This window comes from Massilia brevitalea, assembly GCF_030711405.1.
In the GTDB taxonomy this organism is placed as follows: Bacteria; Pseudomonadota; Gammaproteobacteria; order Burkholderiales; family Burkholderiaceae_D; genus Telluria; species Telluria brevitalea.
Window position 1 is genome coordinate 1 of sequence record NZ_JAULSI010000049.1, and the last position, 19769, is coordinate 19769.

General features: G+C 54.0%; 20 protein-coding genes, 1 pseudogene and 1 other annotated feature. Of the genes and pseudogenes, 6 read left to right on the forward strand and 15 right to left on the reverse strand.

What is annotated here, in order from left to right; translation table 11 throughout:
- On the reverse strand, positions 1-1003 hold a 1003-nt coding region (locus QWL29_RS22900), incomplete at its 3' end, for a hypothetical protein (RefSeq protein ID WP_305825163.1).
- 3 nt (positions 1004-1006) lie between these two features.
- Entirely contained in the window at positions 1007-2119 is a 1113-nt protein-coding gene (locus QWL29_RS22905) for a DUF3883 domain-containing protein (protein WP_305825164.1), read from the reverse strand.
- A gap of 312 nt (positions 2120-2431) precedes the next feature.
- Here QWL29_RS22905 and QWL29_RS26850 point away from each other — a divergent pair, with 312 nt between their 5' ends.
- From QWL29_RS26850 to QWL29_RS22920, 3 genes are read left to right on the forward strand one after another with little or no spacing between them, the layout of a single operon-like run.
- Positions 2432-3622, forward strand: a complete 1191-nt coding sequence (locus tag QWL29_RS26850; RefSeq protein ID WP_305825165.1) for an ABC-three component system protein — start codon at positions 2432-2434, stop codon at positions 3620-3622.
- Positions 3619-4107: a three component ABC system middle component gene (locus QWL29_RS22915; protein ID WP_305825166.1), complete on the forward strand. Its 489-nt coding sequence runs from the start codon at positions 3619-3621 to the stop codon at positions 4105-4107. Before QWL29_RS26850 ends, QWL29_RS22915 begins: the two co-directional genes overlap by 4 nt.
- Positions 4104-6080 (forward strand): DUF3732 domain-containing protein, encoded by a 1977-nt coding sequence (locus QWL29_RS22920; RefSeq protein ID WP_305825167.1) that lies wholly within the window; start codon positions 4104-4106, stop codon positions 6078-6080. The genes QWL29_RS22915 and QWL29_RS22920 overlap by 4 nt, the downstream gene beginning before the upstream one ends.
- Before the next feature lie 353 nt (positions 6081-6433).
- Here the strand turns inward: QWL29_RS22920 and QWL29_RS22925 are convergent, their stop codons facing one another.
- From QWL29_RS22925 to QWL29_RS22955, 7 genes are all read right to left on the reverse strand, one after another.
- Positions 6434-6721: a hypothetical protein gene (locus QWL29_RS22925; RefSeq protein WP_305825168.1), complete on the reverse strand. Its 288-nt coding sequence runs from the start codon at positions 6719-6721 to the stop codon at positions 6434-6436.
- 247 nt (positions 6722-6968) lie between these two features.
- Positions 6969-7550, reverse strand: coding sequence for a GIY-YIG nuclease family protein (locus QWL29_RS22930; RefSeq protein WP_305825169.1), 582 nt, complete (start codon positions 7548-7550; stop codon positions 6969-6971).
- 443 nt (positions 7551-7993) lie between these two features.
- Positions 7994-8296: a hypothetical protein gene (locus QWL29_RS22935; protein WP_305825170.1), complete on the reverse strand. Its 303-nt coding sequence runs from the start codon at positions 8294-8296 to the stop codon at positions 7994-7996.
- Positions 8297-8604: 308 nt separating this feature from the next.
- Positions 8605-8763 (reverse strand): hypothetical protein, encoded by a 159-nt coding sequence (locus tag QWL29_RS22940; RefSeq protein WP_305825171.1) that lies wholly within the window; start codon positions 8761-8763, stop codon positions 8605-8607.
- A gap of 360 nt (positions 8764-9123) precedes the next feature.
- A complete protein-coding gene (locus tag QWL29_RS22945) occupies positions 9124-9519 on the reverse strand; it encodes a hypothetical protein (RefSeq protein WP_305825172.1) in 396 nt (131 codons plus the stop codon).
- Positions 9520-9912: 393 nt separating this feature from the next.
- The gene (locus QWL29_RS22950) at positions 9913-10188 is read right to left on the reverse strand and encodes a hypothetical protein (protein ID WP_305825173.1); all 276 of its coding nucleotides are present in this window, start codon (positions 10186-10188) and stop codon (positions 9913-9915) included.
- A 228-nt stretch (positions 10189-10416) separates the two neighbouring features.
- Positions 10417-11088 carry a tyrosine-type recombinase/integrase gene (locus tag QWL29_RS22955; RefSeq protein ID WP_305825174.1) on the reverse strand — a complete coding sequence of 224 codons (672 nt, stop codon included), beginning with the start codon at positions 11086-11088 and terminating at the stop codon, positions 10417-10419.
- Between the two features lie 347 nt (positions 11089-11435).
- On the opposite strand from QWL29_RS22955, the gene QWL29_RS22960 reads away from it, so the two are divergent.
- A protein-coding gene (locus QWL29_RS22960; RefSeq protein WP_305825175.1) for an IS3 family transposase occupies positions 11436-12658 on the forward strand; the annotation gives its coding sequence in 2 pieces (ribosomal slippage) (positions 11436-11724 and positions 11724-12658; 1224 coding nt in all).
- Positions 11714-11830: a sequence feature (AL1L pseudoknot), on the forward strand. It overlaps the preceding gene by 117 nt.
- Positions 12659-12697: 39 nt before the next feature.
- On the opposite strand, the pseudogene QWL29_RS22965 reads toward QWL29_RS22960, so the two are convergent.
- Positions 12698-12961: pseudogene (locus QWL29_RS22965) on the reverse strand (IS6 family transposase); the annotation flags it as partial.
- A 227-nt stretch (positions 12962-13188) separates the two neighbouring features.
- Here QWL29_RS22965 and QWL29_RS22970 point away from each other — a divergent pair.
- A complete protein-coding gene (locus QWL29_RS22970; RefSeq protein ID WP_305825176.1) occupies positions 13189-13407 on the forward strand; it encodes a hypothetical protein in 219 nt (72 codons plus the stop codon).
- Positions 13408-13481: 74 nt separating this feature from the next.
- On the opposite strand, the gene QWL29_RS22975 is transcribed toward QWL29_RS22970, so the two are convergent.
- The 5 genes from QWL29_RS22975 to QWL29_RS22995 form a co-directional block, all read right to left on the reverse strand.
- Positions 13482-13634: a hypothetical protein gene (locus QWL29_RS22975; protein ID WP_305825177.1), complete on the reverse strand. Its 153-nt coding sequence runs from the start codon at positions 13632-13634 to the stop codon at positions 13482-13484.
- A gap of 104 nt (positions 13635-13738) precedes the next feature.
- Positions 13739-14443 (reverse strand): IS6 family transposase, encoded by a 705-nt coding sequence (locus QWL29_RS22980; RefSeq protein ID WP_305825190.1) that lies wholly within the window; start codon positions 14441-14443, stop codon positions 13739-13741.
- A gap of 573 nt (positions 14444-15016) precedes the next feature.
- The gene (locus QWL29_RS22985) at positions 15017-16246 is read right to left on the reverse strand and encodes a site-specific integrase (protein WP_305825178.1); all 1230 of its coding nucleotides are present in this window, start codon (positions 16244-16246) and stop codon (positions 15017-15019) included.
- A gap of 1623 nt (positions 16247-17869) precedes the next feature.
- Positions 17870-18175 carry a hypothetical protein gene (locus QWL29_RS22990; RefSeq protein ID WP_305825179.1) on the reverse strand — a complete coding sequence of 102 codons (306 nt, stop codon included), beginning with the start codon at positions 18173-18175 and terminating at the stop codon, positions 17870-17872.
- Between the two features lie 109 nt (positions 18176-18284).
- Complete coding sequence (locus tag QWL29_RS22995) at positions 18285-19001, reverse strand: YkgJ family cysteine cluster protein (RefSeq protein WP_305825180.1); 717 nt, start codon at positions 18999-19001, stop codon at positions 18285-18287.
- 106 nt (positions 19002-19107) lie between these two features.
- Here QWL29_RS22995 and QWL29_RS23000 point away from each other — a divergent pair, with 106 nt between their 5' ends.
- Positions 19108-19446: a helix-turn-helix domain-containing protein gene (locus QWL29_RS23000; RefSeq protein ID WP_136223195.1), complete on the forward strand. Its 339-nt coding sequence runs from the start codon at positions 19108-19110 to the stop codon at positions 19444-19446.
- Positions 19447-19769 lie beyond the last annotated feature (323 nt).

The window sequence follows — 19769 nt, forward strand, 5'->3', positions numbered from 1 at the left end:
ATTGTTCAGAAAGCGCGTCTATAACCAGGCGGGTCTTGACAGCTAGGCAGCCGAGTGCGTCGGGTGTTCCTTTCGCATTCGATATCCGCTCAAAAAGAAACGTGATCCGACTACTGAAAGCACCATATCGGATTACCGTTTGGTAGCCGCTCGGGTTCCGTTTAATTTCGTCAGCGACGCGGCACGCGTGGAGATAGGCCAATAGGCTATCGGCACCGGACTGCTCAGGAAGATCGGTTTCGTATTGCAGCAGATCCGCCGCAGCCCGCGCGTCGCCAGCTAACCGGTACAGCGTCAACAGCTGCTCGCGCAGCTGATAGCAAGCCCGCCACGCATCATGCGGCAGCAGCCCGGATGTTTCGTACTGCGCCGAGAGCTCTGGCTGTTGCCAGCGGTGCACCGCCTTACGAGCGTCGGAAAACCTTCGATCTCGTATTGCATTCTCCAGTTCCCCAGAGAGCAACTCGGCCTGTATCCGCTGACCAGCCTCGAGGTTCATGTCTTGGACGCTGTTGTAGCGCTGCCAAAGAGATGTGTGGTTACAGACCTGTGCGCACACCCAATCCCAGCACCGCAGGTCGACCCGGAACGGGATTGCCTCACCGGGATCGGCAGCCATCTCATCGATTTTCGCGCGTAGCGCGGCGTCGTTGGATCCACTCGTCACTACGATGAACAGCTTCGCGTCCTGGTAGTACTGATCGCTTCCCGCCAATGCGGCTGCATCGCGGATGTCCTTCAATACCCGCTCGTGGTTGATCTTGTTGACAGCTGTATGCTTGCATTGGACCCAGATCCGTATAGCGGCATCCGCTTCTGTCATCGACCAGTCATACAGCAGGATATCGCGGCCGTTCTGCAAGTACCCGCTGGTACCGTTACACACCGCGCTGGGACTTCTGTACAACTCGCTGCAGACGTCCGCGCACATCGTTTCGAACTCGGTGTCAGCATTTGGCCGGCGCACATGTTCCAGACGGCGGAGCGTGGGATGCATGCGCATGAGTTACCCCTTCGACATCGGTCGGGGCGCAAGCTTGTACTTGACCGGCTGTAAATCGAATTCGGAGCGCAGTTGACTTAGCGAAAGTTCGCGTAGTGACGGAGTGTGATCCGAGCCAAAATTAACGAGCGCGAACGTCGCGCAACTTTGGTGCTGCTCGAAGAACGCTATCTGCTGCGACGAGATATATACATTATCGCCTTCCGCAACTGTGCTCGACTTCACTTCGAGAAAATGCTCTCGCACACCTTGAGGTGTCTGTCGCAGAGTACGAATGTCGAATGGCGAGGTAGGTGCAAGCTGGGAGATCCACTGGACCTCGCTGGGCTTGGATCCAAACGAAGTCACGTGTGCTAGTTCGCGTTCATATACGAAGCGTTCACCCCGATAGCCGATCTCCACATCCGGCAAGTGACCGGCCGGGAGCTTGTCGTGTGTCGTGGGTGTGGACGCGTCGTCCTCGGCACCCAAGCCGTAACGGTCGCTGATCCGTCGCAGAACGTCGAGCTGCTGCTTCAGAATTGGCTGCTGTGAAAGGCTTGCACTGGCTAGCGAGTCAACGGCCTGTGCGATCGCCGCGCGCACGATATTGGTGGCATGGCTGTTGTAAATGTAGCGGCGTCCGTAACCCCATTTCGTAAGCACGGGCGTGAACACCCCGTCACGAATGTCGTACGGTAGCGGCGGATTGATAAGAGTCACCAAGTCCCCTGGCGCTTCGGCGTGATAGATCAGGGGTTCCACTCCTGGGATCTCGTAACCTGCGCCGCGAGCCCGACCATTTCTGTCGACCAACCGCGCCCCAGCGTGAACGCCGACCAATCGCGCGGCCATATCTCCGCCTCCCTTGTATGTAAATGAAAAAAACACGAACTCGTCGTTCTCATATTTTTCCGCTGGGATGCTTGTGGGCGGCAGATAAAACTGCACGGTCTCTGATCGCCCTACGGCATAATTGATGCACTCGTGGAAGCCGTTGCCGCCGATGCGCTTGTCGCGATATAGATCGTGGACCTCATCGTACTGGGGACGAGTAGGCAACACTGAGTATTTCAGCTCGGGCGCTAGCGAATCTCGAGGGTCGTAATGGATTTTAATCGCGACAAATATGGGCATAGGTAAGAAGCGTCGTCGGAACTTATCTCATTACACCACAACCGTAATGCCAACGTCACTTTGTCGGCGGAAGCATCCATTCTCTCCGTAGATTTTCATAGTCTGCTCGCCAGAACCTGCGTTTTTGCGTTATGTCCGCTTTTGGCGGTTGCTGCCTCCCGAGTATGGCATTAACAGAATTATTATTGCAATCCCGCACTATTTGTCTTCTTGAGCGTGTAACATTCACCTACCCAGTTCCGCAAGAAATGCATAAGCTGACCGCCTTTTGATGACTCTAGGTCTGGTCCTAGGTAAAAACAGGGAGGACACGTGGCAACGAAAACTGACAAATACGCTGCTGGCGAGCAGGGGCTTGGTTACGTCTACCAGATTCGCTTCGCGCTCGCGTATCTGATGAAGCAGGACGAGGGTCAATCGCTCCTTATCGAGGCAGACGACGATGTCGAGCTTCGAGACATCGAAGGCCGAAAGACGCTTATCTCGCTGAAACACAAGCAGGTCGGCGAAACTGTCGGAACGCTATCGACCGACTTCTGGAAGTCGGTCCGAATCTGGCTCGATCGCTACATTAGAGACGGCAAACTCGCTTGCGAGCATTCGTATTGCATGGCGACGACCGCACGCGTCGGTCCAGGCTCGATGCTTAAGTACTTCCAAGAAGGCTCTATACCAAAGCCGACAGACTTTGCTGCGCAGTTGATGGCTGAGCTCGAGGGTTCTAAGGCTGATCTCAGTGCTCAGGTAAATGCTACGCTCGCCACGTTGTCTACTATTGAGCAACGCGACTTCTTTGAACGCATCGTGATTGCTGACAGCTCTTTGCGCATCAAGGAGCTGGACTCAGATTTCGAGCCTCTCATGCGGTCCGTCGCCCGAAAGTTTCGCGTGGATGTACGGGAGCGTTTAGAGGGCTGGTGGCTGAACCAAGCCATTGAGGTTATTCAGGGCGACCGAGATCCTATTACAGGTGCAGAGGTGTGGGCGAAGTTCGCCAGCATCAACAGCGAGTACTACGATGAACGCTTACCCATTACCTTTGATGATGAGTACCCGCCTGAGCACATCGACCCGTTGACGGATCCGCGCCAGTTCGTCCAGCAGTTGCGTGCTATCGGCATGCCGGCCGATAGTCTCGAGTTGGCCATTCTCGACTTCTACCGGGCGTTTTCCCAGCGTGCGCATTGGGCTAGGGTGAATGTGCTCGTCGGAGGAGAGATGCAGAAGTTTGAACGCCGTCTCCTTGAGGAGTGGAAGCGTGCCAAGGCATGGATCAAGATCAATGAAGCGGACAACGAAGAGCAGCTTCAAGAAGCCGGTAGGCGGCTGTATGAGTGGGCAGAAAACCACTCGAAAGGCCTTCAGATTCGTAAGCAAGTCACCGAGGACTTCATACGCCGTGGGAGCTTCCACATCTTGGCAGATGAGAGACCTAATCCACGAGTTCATTGGCATCCTAAGTATCTCGAGAGCCTGAAGGTTACCTTGGAGGTGCCTGCATGATTGATTGGTCCACACGCCCATTTGAAGAGCGAAACCTCTTCAACCCAGCGTTCTGCGCACTGATCCTTGCCGCAGCAATTCGTGAGTATGAGCGAGTCGCCGTAAAACCGATGCCTTACTCGCTGACGCTCCTCGTGCTGCCGCTGTGTCTGCATCAGTCAACACGCGACCAAATTCTCGGCAGTAAGAGGGTTTCGGTATTGCGGATCGTTGCGCTTCAGCCCGACCTGCTAGTCGACTTTGCTGAACGGGCTAGGTCGCTCGTTCAGTACACTACTGAAGCCTTCGCTTTACTCGCCAGCAAAGGCTGTATAACGGTTTCTGACGACGGGGGCATCCACCTCATCCCTAGGAGAGTCTCCTCTCAAGCACTTAGCACCGACGACGCCGAGATGTGTCGCAATGCAGCGACGGTACTGGGGCGAGACTTCGCCCAGATCAATGACCGCGTCACGATCTACACCAGCCTATCGATCAGACCATGAAAATTGCATCAATCCACATCTACAGCCACGATGGCCGTAGGCGCGACCTTCCTTTGAACCCTGAGGGATTAAATATCATTACGGGCTTGGCTTCGACAGGTAAATCATCGCTATCGGACATCGTTGAATACTGCATGGGCGAGAGCGATTGCAAGATCGCAGAGGGATTTATCCGTGAGAGGGTGTCGTGGTTCGCGGTGACGTTCCAATTTCCGCATGAACAGGTGTTCGTCGCCAAGCCTAACCCCAAACCAGGGAAGGTCCAGTGCTCGCTGGCCATGGTCTTGCGCGGCAGAGAGATTCGAACACCCAACTTTGAAGCACTAAAACACAACGGGGGCGACGAGCTTGTCCACGAGGTTCTATCGTCCCTTCTGGGTATTCCGGAAACCAAGACATCAGTGCCGGAGCGAAGCAGTCGCACGGGCTACTCAGTCAATGTAAAACACACCACTTTCTACTTGTTCCAAAAGCAGGGACTAGTTGCTAGTAAAGAGCTTTTGTTCTACCGGCAGGCAGAAGAACATCTTCCCCAGGCCATTCGCGATACTTTCGCCGTGTTGTTCCGTATCTCTAATGTGGGCGACATGGAAGCGGAGGCTAACCGACGCGCAACGCAACGCGATTTGAAGATTGCACAGAGGGAGCTACGCGTAGCTCAGGAGACGGAAGACGCTCTAGATACCCGAGGCCTTGGGCTGATGGCCGAGGCACGGGCAGCTGGCATCCCGTTCAGCAACTCCGTTGGCAATAATGCGCGGAACGAAAATGGTGCTGAGAGCGAACTGGTTGCCTTACTTCGGGAAGTGTTGACCTGGCGACCAAGCCAGACTCCGCTTCTAGCCGACAGCGAGATGGCCAAATTGCAGGCCCGTCGTTCGGGACTGCGCGCAGAACGACGGCAAGTTCAAGATCAAATCGCAGCCGTGCAGCGGTACGTCAAGGGAGCGTCAGACTTTCAGACCGAAGTGCAAGAGCAACGTTCACGCCTGGAATCAATCTATGCCTTGCCGCGTTCCTCTCAGGGCGCTTGGCAGTGGCCTTTCCTGAGCGAAGCCGACTCGCACATGGACGGAATCGCCCAAGCCTTGCTGACGGAATTATCAAACTTGGACAAGGATCTTGAGAAAGTTGGTGGGGCGCGTCCCCGTCTAGATGAGCATTTGGCCGAACTTACCGACAAGGCTAGTCGTCTTAAGGGAGAGATTTACGAGGTCGAGGTCGAACTCAACGCTGCTGTGCTCGCTGAAGAGAAGGCTGCCGCTCAAGAAGACGCTAACACTCAGGCGGCCAAGATCCAAGGACGCGTCAGCTTCTATCTGGAAGGCCTAACGCCCAGCAACACAATCAGCACTCTCAAGCTCAAGGTCGAACGACTGCAGGCGAAGCTGGATCAACTCACACAACAGAACGGTTCTGACGACGACGCGGACGCACGGATGGAGTCAGTTATTACGCACATCTCGGCGACGATGAGTGCGCTTATACGCGACTTCAAAGCTTACTTCTCGGAGTTTCCGTTCAGACTGGACATGCGCAATCTGACGCTGATGGTTCAGCGGCCCGGCAACCCCGTTCCCATGATTCGTACCGGTGGCGGCGCGAACTGGCTGGCGTATCACATCTCCGCTCTGCTTGCGCTGCACCACTACGCCTGGCAGAACAACGTGCCGATTCCTCGGTTCCTCATGCTGGACCAGCCGACGCAGGTATATTTTCCGTCACAGACTGCCTATGAGTCGGTCGCGGGCGATGCCAAACGAGTGCGATCCGTTGATGTCGACCTAGCTGCAGCAAAGCGACTCTTCGAGACGCTGTTGAACTACACCAGGGTACTCGTACCCGGCTTTCAGCTCATCGTGACGGAACATGCCAATTTCGCTGAGGACTGGTTCCAGGAAGCGCTCGTCGAAGAACCGTGGATGGATCCGCCGGCGTTGGTACCCAAAGATTGGCCAAGCTGGGGTTTGTAACGTCGCGGTGTTTTTCCTCGCCGGAAGGGGGCAGGAACTTCCCTCGCGAAAAGCTGACCAACCTTGCTGGCTTTGTTTGGACATGCGTTGAAAGCGACGCAGCGCCCATCATTATCCCCGCAGATAACGATGGGGGGCCATCGGTCAGGTGTTTCAGTGCTCAGGATGGGGAGGTCGTTAAGCTCTCCAAGCGTTTGACTAACATAATCTACAATTTGACTAACCTAATCTAGGTTTGACAAACATAATCTTGATTTGTCAGCTGCGCCGTCGAGCTCCAATACGTATGCTGCTCCCATGTCTTTTCCGTTCAGTTAGTGCAGCTTAGTTGATCGCTAAAGTAATACGCTGGACTAAACATTTTTTACGCCGTTAATATCGTGTACCATTTTCCGCTCGATCTTTTCTGCCGCATTTAGCTCTTTGTAGTTCGTTCGATCTTTTTTGCGCCCACTTTTGATGTAGCGTGCGTTAGCAAGCTTGGTCAAACGAATCTCGACGCGCTTGCCGTCATCGAATTCGACCACAGCAGAATGGTAGCCGGGTATGGCTGTGTCAGTCGATATTATCCTGACCTTTGATCCCGCGTCTTTTGTGAGCTTAGCTGATCTAGGTCGCCCCAACGCGTCGTAATACGACATGCTGGTCGCCAAGTCATGTGCGAGTGTCGCTTCAATCAATTTGTACGCTTTCAAATACGGTGCTCAGTTATCGAGCGATCTCACGTTGAATGAACAACGCAATTTGCTGGCACAGTGCGTCCATCGTGTCGGCGACGCTCCACGACCCCCATGACGCCGGTATAGCTCACCAGGTCTCCACGCGCATACTCAGGTGGCAATCCATCGTTCACGGCAGTTTTCCGTTCTATAAGAACCGAGCTTAAGGTCACCGTGCTTCTTCGATCTCGATCCAACTGACACGGCCTCTTATGAAAGCTACGACTTCGTCAGGCCGAACCGCAAACCATTCCCCGTTGCGTCGGCGGTCCTGAAAATGTGCATGGCATAATTTCTCAGCGGTAAACCGGTCGCTGACCTTGGCGTTCAGAACGTTTCGTAGTGGAACACCATGAGCTCCAATCAGTGAGCGTTGGCGTTTGCCGGCACCGGAAGCCGTACAACCGATCTTGCAAAGCTCTGCGTTCCCGTCATGCAGTACATAGAGCCATCCCTCATGCCGGTTCACTGGGATGGGGTTGTCGATCTTCGACGGGATGAACTGCTGTGTTGCGTCACGTAGGTTCTCCCATGTGACAAAGGCTTCTCGCATACGCTCTTTCTCAGGGAGGGAACTGTTCCGGTTCCACCGATCTACGTGGGATAAGCGCGTGGCTTCATCCATGATGAAAGTCCACCCCCACAGCGCCAGCTCATTTTTAAACTGCGTTGCCGTGTATCCAAACGCTGCGGCTAAGTCCTCCAGCTCTATCTGTAGCCTCTGTGTGCTGTCCTCAGCATTGTCCGCCATGTTTTTCCTCGATGTGGCTCGATCCCGCGTTAGCGGCAGTATTTAACGTTCGACGGCTTCGAACACGAATAGCTAGCTGCAAGCGGCTTCATAGGGTAAGCACACATGCGACCTGCATCGGACCCGGTCAGCTGGTTCTGGGCATTGAAAAACATTTCGATCCGTGAGCAGCCAGGATTATCCCAAGTGAGAACGTATTCGATCTCCGGCCCCCGATCGATATCGTTAGACTTCAGTTTGCCTGGCGTGATAACGCTCGAGGGCGGACCTAAGGTGTTGATGACCGCTGTCCTTGTCCAACCCATGCCGATAGCCTCTACCTTCCTCGACAACGCGGTCATTCCCGCCTTTGCCCCTGCTGCAAGTGGGTAGCTCGTGTGGCCTAAGATTGCTACAAATAATGCGACAGTCGTGATCAACTTTAAGTACATGTCTGTTTTCCCTTATCGAATGCGGCGCAGGGTGTACATAGGATTGCTCGCTGTGTTTTGGTTCACGATTGTGAACGCGATAGCCGAGCCTTTCATCATCCCATCCTTGTAGGTCACCTTGACTACGTTTCCGTTCGTGGCGTAGTCGACCTTTTCGATCACTCCCATTGTTTCGGTTTCTCCAGGGCGGAACGTGATCGTCATCGGCACGAGGCCGTCAGCCTTCCAGGTTCCTTCAAGAGCCCCAGGTGAACGGTTGCATCCCGCTAGGGTGGCCATCAATAGCAGCGCTGTGATAATAGTATGGTTTCTCATCCTTTTCCTAGGAGTTTAGTGGGAGCTCCATTCCGGATAGTTCTTCGGGTCGGCTGCGGCAAGTCCCTTTGCGGTTTCAAAATACGCGTCCCATTCCTCCTGCGTGAACTGAACCTCGTCTTCACCGCCCAGGAGTAAGAACGCCGTGACCATAGCTCCTCGTATTGCACGACAGAACTCATCGGACGGCCGCCATGGGGGCTCTGGAAGGTAGGCTGGATGATCGTCGGGCCAAACCTGATAACGATCGGCGCCAGTCTGGCTCCGTTTTCGTCTCAGCGTAACCATCACGTTTTTCCCTGGCAGCTCTAGAGTTGCGTCTTTTTATTGAATTCGGTCTTCAGCTGGCCCAATACGCTTGCAGCTTTAGGGGCCAGCACGTCGATTACCTCTTCAGGCAGGTGCGACTGCTCAAGCCGCTTGATATCGCGCTCAACCATACGGATGGACGCCTTAAGATGATCCAAGCCCATTTCAGAAACGTAGTGCAGCTTCCCGGCTCCATCCTTCTATAGCCCGTTCGGGACGTCGTCTGCAAAGTCGACGTAGTACATCGAATGTTTAATCTCGCTCTGGATCAGCTCAACGATTTCTTGGTCCAAATTTTTCATGGGTTTTCCGTTTTTACCGCAGTAATTCAAACAAGAACGCCGGCCCAGCTGACATGATGAACGCCAAAGTAGCTGCCAGGGCAAAATTCGCACCGGCGCCGGAGAAGCCATGAATCCGAGTGTGGCGGGTCCTCATATAAACAAAACCGCTGACTATAGACACGAAGATCGATAGGATGAGAAAGGTCCAGGCGATGGTCTTTACGGTTTTTCCGCTTAATTAAGAATGGCACGGTATGCAAGGTCTCCGAAACCCGAGATAGCAGTTCCGAGCACAAGTACCCAAGCTGCGTATTTCAACAAGTTCCCCCTAGCGTCTTGTGCGAATCTGAGCATGTCCAGTTTGTAGTTGACCATTAAGGTGAGATTGCCTTCACGCATGGCGGCGTTGATCTTCTCTATCTCGCTGGGCGTGTGGTAGTCGCCCACCTTCGCAAATGCAGCTGCGTCAAGGATGCCGTAAGCGGTCCCTAGCATGATGATGATGGCACCCGAGCGTTGGAACATCAGCCCCTGACTGGGTCCGACACCACCATATAGCTGCTCGAGCAAGACTCCTGCACATACCCCTAAGACTGAGAGGATCAGGAGTGGTATGACATAGCGTTTCATTCGTAAACTTTTCCTTGCTGACTTACTTTTTCGATGGAAGAGCCTTGCGCCGCATCCATGCGTCAAATTCGGCTTCGTTCATTCCCATCCAGGCTGCGATACTTTCGCCCATGCCGTCCATGCCCTGCTGATAGGCCAACTCGAATGCACCTTGTGCGGCTTCCTCCGATTTGAAATGGCCTGCGCGATACCAGGAGGTGACTGAACTGACGTCTCTAAGGAAGCACTGATTAATTCGATTTTTCGGCCATCAAGCGCGCGTAACCTATTGATTTTTAATGGCGCGAGGATTGCACTTCAGAATTAATCAGCGTCTCCCTAATGCCGCCGTCCACAACGATCCCTTGCCGCATCTCCCGTTGGGTAATCTTCGACATATCTTTTTCCGAGTTTTTAAGTTCGAAAGCCCCGAACTTTGTACCTGACTTCAACTTTACCGTTAGGATGTACGATAGCCTCAAAATCCTTAATCATTCCTGCTGCCAGAGCGCCGACGAAGGCGCCTACAAGAGCACCGACTGCAGCACCCATCCCGCCACCGATGTTCAAGCCAATATAAGTGCCTATCGCCGCGCCACCTAAAATCATTACTGGTCCAGGGACAGAGACCCTGCGCTCGACTTGATCTGGATTGTCGACAGTCCCAACGATTTTGCTTGCAGCGATCATATTTCTACCTGTGATTTTCTTCGTCGACCGGCACCTTGCCTAGCCACTCAATGCCACAGCCGCGTCGAGCGCGGCGTAGGTACTGCTGGGAGATTTCCCGAGCGTAGCCCGCAGCGTGTTTCAATAAGGAAATTTTATAGCTAAGGGCCGTTCGGGTCCACGAGAAGTTGACGATTTTTCAGATTTCGCTACAACCGAAAGTGAAGAGCGCACGGTATGTTGAAGCTTTCACAAGACCTCTGCGAACATCTGCTCCAGTCGCTGCTGAGACACTTGAAGGTATGGGCGCACGTGGTCCAGCGCAGTGTGCCCGAGCAGCAGCTGGACGGTTTCCACGGCAGCTCCTTGCTGGACTAGCCTAGACGCCATCGTTCGTCTGCCGCTGTGCGAAGCCCCACCGCGTATGCCGGCGTCCCTATACAGCTTGGTGACGTGTGATTGCAAGCTGTCGCACGCTAGGTAACCGACTGGCTCACCGGCCCAGTTCACCCGGCGCTTTGTGTTGAGATGAAATTTGTAACCCTTGTGCGTCAGGATCAGCTTGCTCGTTGGCTCGAGGCCTCGATAGCGACTTGGTTCGTCGGTAGTGCGAAGCTGCCTTTCAACACGGTACGCTATGTATTGATCGAGTGCGTCAATGGCTTTGGCGTGACTCAGGTAGATGCAGCGCTGCCGGCATCCTTTGGTGATCGTGGCCCGCAGGCTGATTTCTTCGCGGAGCGCACCTGACGGAAACATCACGTCGTGCACTTCGATCTGTGCGATTTCGGTTACACGCATGCCGGCCGTTAGGCCCAGCAGTAGGACAAGGGTGTCTCGCTGCGGATGCCTGCTGGTCGCTGCTGTGACGCGGAGTAGGTGACGGATCTGCCCCGGCTGGAGCGAAGTGGCTTGGGCCAAGTAAAACTCTGAATAGGATTGATTAAAGACAAATTCAGAGGGAATCGTGTGCAGACTCTTTTTTCAGCATAGCACGGCATAAAGGCTGCGGTCCTCGGAAAAGTAATAGGACTGCAGTCATTAATGGTCAAGCAACCGCTCGTGTCTAAAAAACCTAGCGCTAGCGCATAACGGTAGCGCTTCATCGTCGTTCGAAATGGTCGTGAACACGTTTGATTGGCATACGCATAGTAGAATCGCTTGTGGATTCACTCACAAGTAACCTAAAAAAGAAGGATTAAGATATGGCCAAGGTAATGAATCGCCCCGGATTTTGTAGAGGCTCCGTTCTTTGAGAAAATGGAGCTATGAAGAAGCAACCCAAGTATTCCCCCGAAGTCATCGAGCGCGCTGTGCGCATGGTCAGCGAGGCTGCCAGTGAGTACGAGTCGCAGTGGGCCGCCATCACGTCGATTGCGGCCAAGATCGGCTGCACGCCTGAAACGCTGCGCCGCTGGGTACGCCAGCAGGAGCGTGATACGGGCCAGCGTCCAGGTCCAACCACTGCCGAAGAAGAGCGCATCAAGGCCCTTGAGCGAGAAGTGCGCGAGCTGCGCAAGGCAAACGAGATCCTGCGTCTGGCGAGTGCATTTTTCGCCCAGGCGGAGCTCGACCGCCGCTTCAAGCCGTGAGGAAGTTCATCGACCAGTACCGCCATGCTTACGGTGTCGAGCCGATCTGCCGGGTGATGCAGGTCGCGCCGTCGGGCTACTGGCGTTACGCCGCGCAGCAGCGTAATCCTGAGCTGCGTTGTGCTCGAGTTCAGCGCGACGATGTGCTGAGCGTCGACATCGAGCGGGTTTGGCAAGCAAACCTGCAAGTCTATGGGGCTGACAAGGTCTGGCGCCAATTGAAGCGTGAAGGAACCGAGGTGGCCCGATGCACGGTCGAGCGCTTGATGCGCAAGGCTGGCCTGCGTGGCGTCATGCGCGGCAAGGTCGTGCGCACGACGGTTCCCGATGCACAGGCGCCGTGCCCGCTCGACCGGGTCAATCGCCAATTCAAGGCGCAGCGGCCAAACCAGCTTTGGGTCAGCGATTTCACCTACGTCTCGACCTGGCAGGGTTTCGTCTACGTCGCCTTCGTCATCGACGTCTTCGCTCGGCGTATCGTCGGCTGGCGCGTCAGCAGTTCGATGCGGACCGACTTCGTGCTCGATGCGCTGGAGCAGGCGCTGTACGCGCGTCATCCCGAACGAAACGAGCTGGTCCATCATAGTGATAGAGGTTCGCAATATGTGTCGATCAAATACAGCGAACGCCTGGCAGAGGCCGGCATCGAACCGTCTGTGGGCAGCAAGGGCGACAGCTACGATAACGCCCTGGCCGAGACCATCAACGGACTCTACAAAGCTGAATTGATCCACCGCCGCGCTCCCTGGAAGACGCGTGAGGCCGTCGAACTGGCCACGCTGGAATGGGTTTCCTGGTTTAACCACCACCGTCTGCTGGAACCGCTCGGCTATATACCGCCGGCAGAAGCTGAGGCAAACTATTACAAGCAGTTGAGCAGTCAGGCAATCCCGGCCTGACTCACACTAACCGGCCTCCACGAAAGCCGGGGCGATTCAATACTTCCAGGCGCCCTTGACCTTGATGTACGTCTCGTCCATTCGCCAGCTCGTGCCCACCGGGCGTTTGTGCTTGCGTGACAGCTTTTCGATCACAGGCAGGAAGTGGATGGCCCAGCGGTTGATTGTGGAATGGTCAACCGACACGCCACGTTCTCGCATCATTTCTTCGATGTGCCGGTAGCTCAGCGGATAAGCTGCGTACCAGCGGATGCAAACCAGAATGACATCGGTGGGAAAGCGCATTCCTTTAAAGCTGAGCATGGCAGGTCGGCAACTGTTGGGGCGCCGCAGTCTACCTCATTCGGGCAGCTAGCCGCTAACGCGACAGAACCGTTGCAAAGTCCTTCAGTGATAACTCGTATTATCATCGCTGGCCCTATGGCACTGGAAAGTTAAGCTTTTCAAGATTGGTCAATGCTCGGCTAGTAGTATTCTTCAAGACTCGATGCAGTTTTGGTGGCAGAATAGTCACGTGCATTGGAGGAAAAATGTCCCTAACTTCTCGACTGACCCGCATTGGACGTCTGGCGATCGCGCCAATCAAAGGCTTCTTCACTTGGAATACGGTGATTACGTTTCCTCGCTATGAGCCGGGCACTAGCTTGTGGATTCACTTCAAAGAAGTGGCCCGCAAGGACTCAGCCCTCTTCTTAGAACCCTTCACTTTCGCGATCAGGGCTTTCCGCGAAGAACGCGCCAAGGCCTGACCTAGCAAAACTGCTCGGTCAGAATGCCCCTTACAGGAATCCTTATGAAACGCAGCATCGACAAAATCTAAGACTTACAGCGCCTCGACGATGATCCGCTCGAGCGCTTGGCGTACCGTCTCGCCCTTCTTCCACTTGGTCTTCAACACCTCGAAGACCGAGTACGCAAACCTGACCTTGGCCAAATCCTCATCTAGCTGCTCGAGCTGCTTGAGCTGCTTGAGCATCGTTCCACCGCAAGTCTCTTCTGCTGCCGTCCAGGGTGCCAAATGGGGCTCTGGTGCAAACTACGGATGAGGGACGCACGAAGCCGCTCATGTGTTAGTGAACTTCACGCTGCCAGGACAGCTGCCCAGATTTTAGACGTAGTTTGCCCCTGAGTCGCCAGAGTACGTAAATCAAACTGTCCTTTGCGAATCCGATGCATGAGCTCGACTCCACGGATTGTGATGGCAGTGGAAGCGAAGCTTTTCATGCCAAGCATGGTTCCCAGCCTGGACTTTACGTTGCGATGGTCTTGCTCTATAAGATTGTTTAGATATTTCGACGAGCGAAGCTTTGTCAAGCGAGGAAGCCGTCCCTGTCCTTGAAGTTCGCCGACGGCCCGGTGGGAGGCAGCGTAACCGTCGAGCGTAATGGTATCGGGCGACCGACGCTGCGAACGTACGGCTTGGCGAAAGAATGCCTTTGCTGAGGCCACATTGCGCCGCGGGCTGAGCCGGAAGTCGATGGTCTTACCTAAAGTATCAACAGCGCGATAGAGATAAGCCCAATTGCCGCGGATCCTTATGTAGGTCTCATCCACTCGCCAAGAGGTGCCTGCCGGCGTCGCGAAGCGGCTCCAACATTTGTCGAACTCCGATGCATACCGCTGAACCCAGCGAAGGATGGTCGTATGAGAGATCGACAGGCCTCGCTCGGCCATCATCTCGGCCGTGTCCCGGTACGAGAGCATGTAGCGCAAGTACCAGCGCACCCACAAAACGATGATCTCTTGCTCGAAGTGCCGGCCCTTGAAAAGGTCGCTCTTGCTCAGGTAACTATGCATGCTGGGCAAAGGCCATCATTCTAGCCCAGCTGCACTTTGCACCAGAGCCCCCTGATAGGCAGCTACTGTACCGACCAAAGTGCCTGTTGATTAGCTGGTCGGCATCGCATGGGCTAATTATCCGCTACAAGCATGAGGCGCTGGACGGCGAAACTTGTTGCAGGCAGCATCAGAAAACGAAATAGGTCGGTGCCGCGAAACCAGGATGTCGGACGCGGCCGCTCCCGGCGGTCTTGCGTTGTCGGCCCAGCGATTACTAGCGTATTCATCGCTGGAAAGACGTCGTGGTCGACCTCACGCTGAACGCCTTTCGGCAGCAGCGCGAGGTCGATTTGTCTAACATGCCGAACGATTATTTCATTACCTCCTTTACTTTATGCTTGATGAACCTGGAGGCACGACGGATTGCCGGCCCAGGGCGATGTATCGATAGAAGAACAGCTTGATACCGGCCACTACGATATTTATGACGTGATTGAAGAAATCCTTCATTTATTTTCCTAACGCTGGTTTATAGTTGCTTCTAGAAAACACCATATGAGCGGTTCCGCGTAGCGCAAGTCAACCCGCAGCACGGAGAAGAGAGATAGCCGCCGCCTCGAGCGCCGCCAGGTTGGAGCCGGACGACGGAGGAATCCATTCCACACCATGCCGCCGGCTGTGGTGTTCCCACAGGACCTGAACCTTTCTAGGATCGTCGTAAACGTGAATCGCCATTAGCTCGGCGTTGAGGCACACACACTGCGTTAGGCGGTCGTTTGCGATCGGGTGCATTCGATCCGCTCCGATCATCGTCAGGCATCGCTCAATTACTTCCTTGGCTCGCCCTGGGCTGTCCAATTTCGTTTCCCGGCCGAAGCTGCCGTAATAGGCGCCGGTAATCGATTTACGTGAATGCCCAAGTAGCTCGCTCACTTGCAGGCGAGTGAGATCAAGATCCTCGCGTGGCATCTGTCCTGGCGTCCCTCCCAGCGTCGGGGGAATAAGATCTCTCAGCAACGCCGCATTTTCCGCAAATTGCGCTCGCAGACCGTGGCCGGTGACCTCTGCCATCACTTTATTAATGCCGATTTTCCCCATTAAATAGTAGTAGTGGCCTCTCGAATATGCAAGCGAACCGGCGCTGCCGTCTTTTTTTACTGACCAGCCCAAATATTCTTTCTTTCCAATCCTCGACTTGACGAAATCCATGACCGCGCGCTGAACCGGCGTGTCGATATCGATGTCACGTGGGCGGCCCCCTTTGGTTTTATATGCAGCGAACTTGTCGCCCTTATCACATTTCCAAGGCTGCATCTGCAGGACTTCCATCAGGCGTAGCCCGAACGCAACTTGGACCATAATCATCAACCCAAACCTCCAATCTAATGCCATTGCTTCAGCCACCTTGGCGCCAACGTCGATCCCGACTTCCGCCCAGCTTTTACTACGCTTAGCAACAGTGGTTACGTGCAGATCCTCTCTCAACACGTCCGGCAAATAGTAATAAGCGTCTTTTACCAGTCCCTTTTTTCCGATCCAGCCGCAAAAAATACGCAGATGCGACAGGTAGCCCTGGATTGTTTTTGGCGCACGGTTCCGCCGGTGCCACTCGACGCAAAGGGCCTTGATATGCTTCTCGCCAATATTTCTAGGATCTTCCAGCCGATAGCCTAATTCCACCAACAACCCGAAGATGGCGCGCAAAGCCTCTCCCGCCGCCTCTGCCGTACGTTCGCTTGCCTGCTTTCCATTCACCCGCTTATGGGCGTGAGCAGCAAGAATCATATTCAGTATCGCGAAAAGTCCCATGTATCCCATATATATTACCCAATCCTTTTTCAATTTATTAACGCCCTGGTTCGTCAGGTTTGATCTTCGTGAGAATGACGTGATGCAAATGGGGTTTTGTGCCAGGGTGAAGGGCCCTAACTTAAGTAGAATAATTTCGCGCTGCCGCCTTCATGGCTCTCGACAACACGCCGGCGCCTTCCGACCACCGATCGCCTGACTTGACGCTGCCAGGGCCCGAACATTGACGCAGTTTCTCGCGTAGCGCTTCCCGCCAAATGGGCAGGTCCTGGGGGCTGCGCTAGCGCCCGATGTGATTTCATTTTCACGCCCGTAGACGTGCGCGGAGGTCAGCAGTAGCCCGGGCCAGCTGGCCCAGCGCATCCTGTGTCCGGTCGGTGCCGAAGGTCCGCTTGTTTCCCCGTATTGTTGTAGTGACGTGGCATGCCTTCGCAAGAACGCGTCCGGCAACGACCGCGCCAGGCGTCGTTTTGCCAATGTACATTCCGTTCTGTGGGATTGCTGTATTCAGGAATGCCCGCAAACCCGCATGGTTATCAGGTTTTCTCGACACTCTGTATGGAACCGTGCTTCAGAGCGATAGACCAAAAAAAACAGCCACGAGGCTGCTCTATCGAAAGACGGGAGGCTATTGCAATGCGCCAGCTTGCACTGACGGCTTGAGACAGCGCCAGCTCGCACTGGCGGCTTCAGATATGTCCCGCAAAAGCGGTTTCAGAAATTTTTTCACTTCCTTGGAGGAACTGAAAAAATTATGGGGTCCAAATATGCCGCATAGCGACGAACTATTATCCTACAACCGTTGCCTTGCGTCAACGTCTAACTAGCGAGGGAACCGTGCTTTCATCCCATGGCAGACGGCCGTGAGGTCAAGATATCATCGAGGAATCACCGAGGAATCATCGAGGAATCATTTGACGGCACCTCACATCTCTGCCTGCCCCTTCGCGCCCTGACAAACCTCCTGCTCCCCCTGACAACCCACTGCTAATCCGCCGACAAACCCAAAACAAAACACACGCACTCTCGCAGCTGGGCTTCGTTAGCGTCACCCTTCTCTGATGCGGCCTTGTCAGAAACACTATTGTTGCGCATTGTATTGTCGGAAACGCGATAAGTGCTGCTGTGTCTCGAGAGCATACCGGAGGGAAGTCGACGGTCTTTCTTTCCTTGCCAACGGCCGTCACAATACTTTTAAAGGCCATTAACCTTGAGATATGTCTCGTTCATTTCTCCTCTGGTGCCGACTTTGTTCTTATACTTGCGGAAAAGCGTTTCAATGAGTGGAAGGAACAAATGGCCTAGAGTTAATTGTCGGATTCTCAACCGGCACGCCCTGCTCTTCAATGAGCTCGTCGATATGCCGGTAGCTCAGTGAGTTGGCCACTTACGAGTAGATGCAGACGTGCAGGCGTCGATGGGAAAATTTGCTCCTTCAACGTTGAGCACAGCGGATATTAAAGTGATAGGGCGTCACCTTCTACCGTGCAACGGCACTTCCGAAGCGATAGAACCCATTCGCATATCGTGCTCTATTAGCACAAGCTTCATCGCTTTTTTGACGGGTAGTCTTTAGCGTTGTCACGGCCTTATTTCCCCAACTGGCCCACCAGGTAACGCTACCTAGTGTTTGAGCTCTCGGCTTGGCGTTAGATCATCCTCTTCACCTAATCCAATGTGTCTCCTGACTGCCCTCAAAACAACATCATCTATTAGCCCGGCTTGACAGAGTCCATAAGCGTAACCGTCTAAAAACGCCGGTTCGATTTCGGAGCCACAGCCGTCAATAAGTTCACCTAGAACTGAGAGTGCTGGATGTGCCAGATCCTGATCGATCGACGGCTCTCCAGAAGCGGACAGTGTACTACCTTCGCGGATTTCTTGTGCAAGCTTCATAAGCCAGTGCACATCAGAGTCGGAGTTACTCATATTTCATTTCGTGTTAGTTTGCGATGACGCTTCACATTAAGTTTGGTATAGAGCCCAAGTAATCGCGGTGCCATATTTGTATTGAGAGATATATTTGCTTGAGTCTTCGTTAGTCCGGGAAGAACTCAGCGATGTTCCCCCAAGGCTCTGCTGGGTTGTGTTTTACATTCAGTTCTATATAAGGCTTTTCAAGGAGGTCGGGGTCATACATTGGCGGACGGGTCTGCTTAGCAGGAGGAATTTCCATGTTGCACGACGTTGGGTTATCGAGCAAGGAGTGATGCGTTCGACACACCAGAGGACGGTCCTCGTAAACGGAACACCTGTCCTCTCGTAGAAAAGGGCACGGCTTACCATTGAATTTTGCGCCGTGAGCGAAAACTTCGTTAATAGGTCGGTAAGCCAGACGAACCATTTTGCGTTCCGTAACCTCGGCCAAGCGAATCGCTTCGTGTTCGTAGATCATTGTGTTCATGTGACAGCAATCGCTGCAGCCTATCCTGCATGCCACATACGGTGAAAGCGCATCGGTTACACGAGTTGCTATCGTAATTACTTTCCTGCGCTTAGACTTCGCACTGGCATTTTCCCCCACAATCTTGCTAAGGTTCTGTTGTAAAAGCTTCGGGGCCATCCAGGGATGCGCTTCAACGAGAGCCCGCAGCTTGCTCTGCACGATATCCGATTCCATCTGGCGCTGCTCTTGAATGCGAGCTTCAAGCATCTGGGCCATCTCTTCGGCACGTCTAACAGACTCTTCACTCCCCTGATTCAGCAAGGCTTCAATTTCCTGCTTAATGAAATTCAACGTCTCTACATCTAACATGTGAAAGCTCCTGCCCAACATTTGGTCACTGCGGCCCTTGCATGCCGCATAGCGATTCTACGTTTTTCGTAGAGAAATTTCCAGTGAAACCTACGATTATCGTAGGATGTCCCCACGCAACACATCTTCGAACACCATCTTCGGCAAGCGTCTACGTCAGGCCCGGCAACGCCGCAAGTTGGCTCAGGACGAGCTTGGTGTCATGGCTGGCCTGGAGGAATCCTCCAGTAGCGCGAGGATTAGCCGGTATGAGAGTGGGATCCACGAACCCCCTTTTCAGTTCGTTGAGACCCTCGCCAGGCTTATGGATGTGTCGCCTGCGTACTTCTACTGCCCAGATGACCGACTTGCAGAGCTGATCCTCATCTATTCCGCCATGCCGGAAGCAGAACGCCAGAAACTTCATCAGTCCATCGAGAACCTGGCCAGTCAAAACTTGCGTTGACCATCACTCAACAGGTGGCGTGGTGTTGCCCACAATTTTTTGAATCGATTGGGCATGACAGTCATCTCCCTCATGTTGACTTGCATGCAATTTCGACTGGTGCAAGCTGCATCAGGGATAGCGTTTATCAGTACCAGTTGTATCCCCGGAGTAAAGCCCGAAGATCGGATGACTTCAATAAAACCATAATTGAAACTAACAAACAGAAAGGAAAATAGAAACGACTCTCCAGACACGCCACAGACTGATCAAGCACCCCCTTCGCCTAGCCGCCCGCCGTCGAGTGCTAAAAGAGCAAAAAGAACGAAAAGAACGAAGAGAAT

Excerpts from the sequence above, each read along its gene's own strand:
- QWL29_RS22905 (WP_305825164.1), bottom strand. The coding sequence starts at position 2,119 with ATGCCCATATTTGTCGCGATTAAAATCCATTACGACCCTCGAGATTCG.
- QWL29_RS22915 (WP_305825166.1), top strand. The coding sequence starts at position 3,619 with ATGATTGATTGGTCCACACGCCCATTTGAAGAGCGAAACCTCTTCAAC.
- QWL29_RS22920 (WP_305825167.1), top strand. The coding sequence starts at position 4,104 with ATGAAAATTGCATCAATCCACATCTACAGCCACGATGGCCGTAGGCGC.
- QWL29_RS22925 (WP_305825168.1), bottom strand. The coding sequence starts at position 6,721 with ATGTCGTATTACGACGCGTTGGGGCGACCTAGATCAGCTAAGCTCACA.
- QWL29_RS22930 (WP_305825169.1), bottom strand. The coding sequence starts at position 7,550 with ATGGCGGACAATGCTGAGGACAGCACACAGAGGCTACAGATAGAGCTG.
- QWL29_RS22935 (WP_305825170.1), bottom strand. The coding sequence starts at position 8,296 with ATGAGAAACCATACTATTATCACAGCGCTGCTATTGATGGCCACCCTA.
- QWL29_RS22945 (WP_305825172.1), bottom strand. The coding sequence starts at position 9,519 with ATGAAACGCTATGTCATACCACTCCTGATCCTCTCAGTCTTAGGGGTA.
- QWL29_RS22950 (WP_305825173.1), bottom strand. The coding sequence starts at position 10,188 with ATGATCGCTGCAAGCAAAATCGTTGGGACTGTCGACAATCCAGATCAA.
- QWL29_RS22970 (WP_305825176.1), top strand. The coding sequence starts at position 13,189 with ATGTCCCTAACTTCTCGACTGACCCGCATTGGACGTCTGGCGATCGCG.
- QWL29_RS22975 (WP_305825177.1), bottom strand. The coding sequence starts at position 13,634 with ATGCTCAAGCAGCTCAAGCAGCTCGAGCAGCTAGATGAGGATTTGGCC.
- QWL29_RS22985 (WP_305825178.1), bottom strand. The coding sequence starts at position 16,246 with ATGGGACTTTTCGCGATACTGAATATGATTCTTGCTGCTCACGCCCAT.
- QWL29_RS22990 (WP_305825179.1), bottom strand. The coding sequence starts at position 18,175 with ATGAGTAACTCCGACTCTGATGTGCACTGGCTTATGAAGCTTGCACAA.
- QWL29_RS22995 (WP_305825180.1), bottom strand. The coding sequence starts at position 19,001 with ATGTTAGATGTAGAGACGTTGAATTTCATTAAGCAGGAAATTGAAGCC.
- QWL29_RS23000 (WP_136223195.1), top strand. The coding sequence starts at position 19,108 with ATGTCCCCACGCAACACATCTTCGAACACCATCTTCGGCAAGCGTCTA.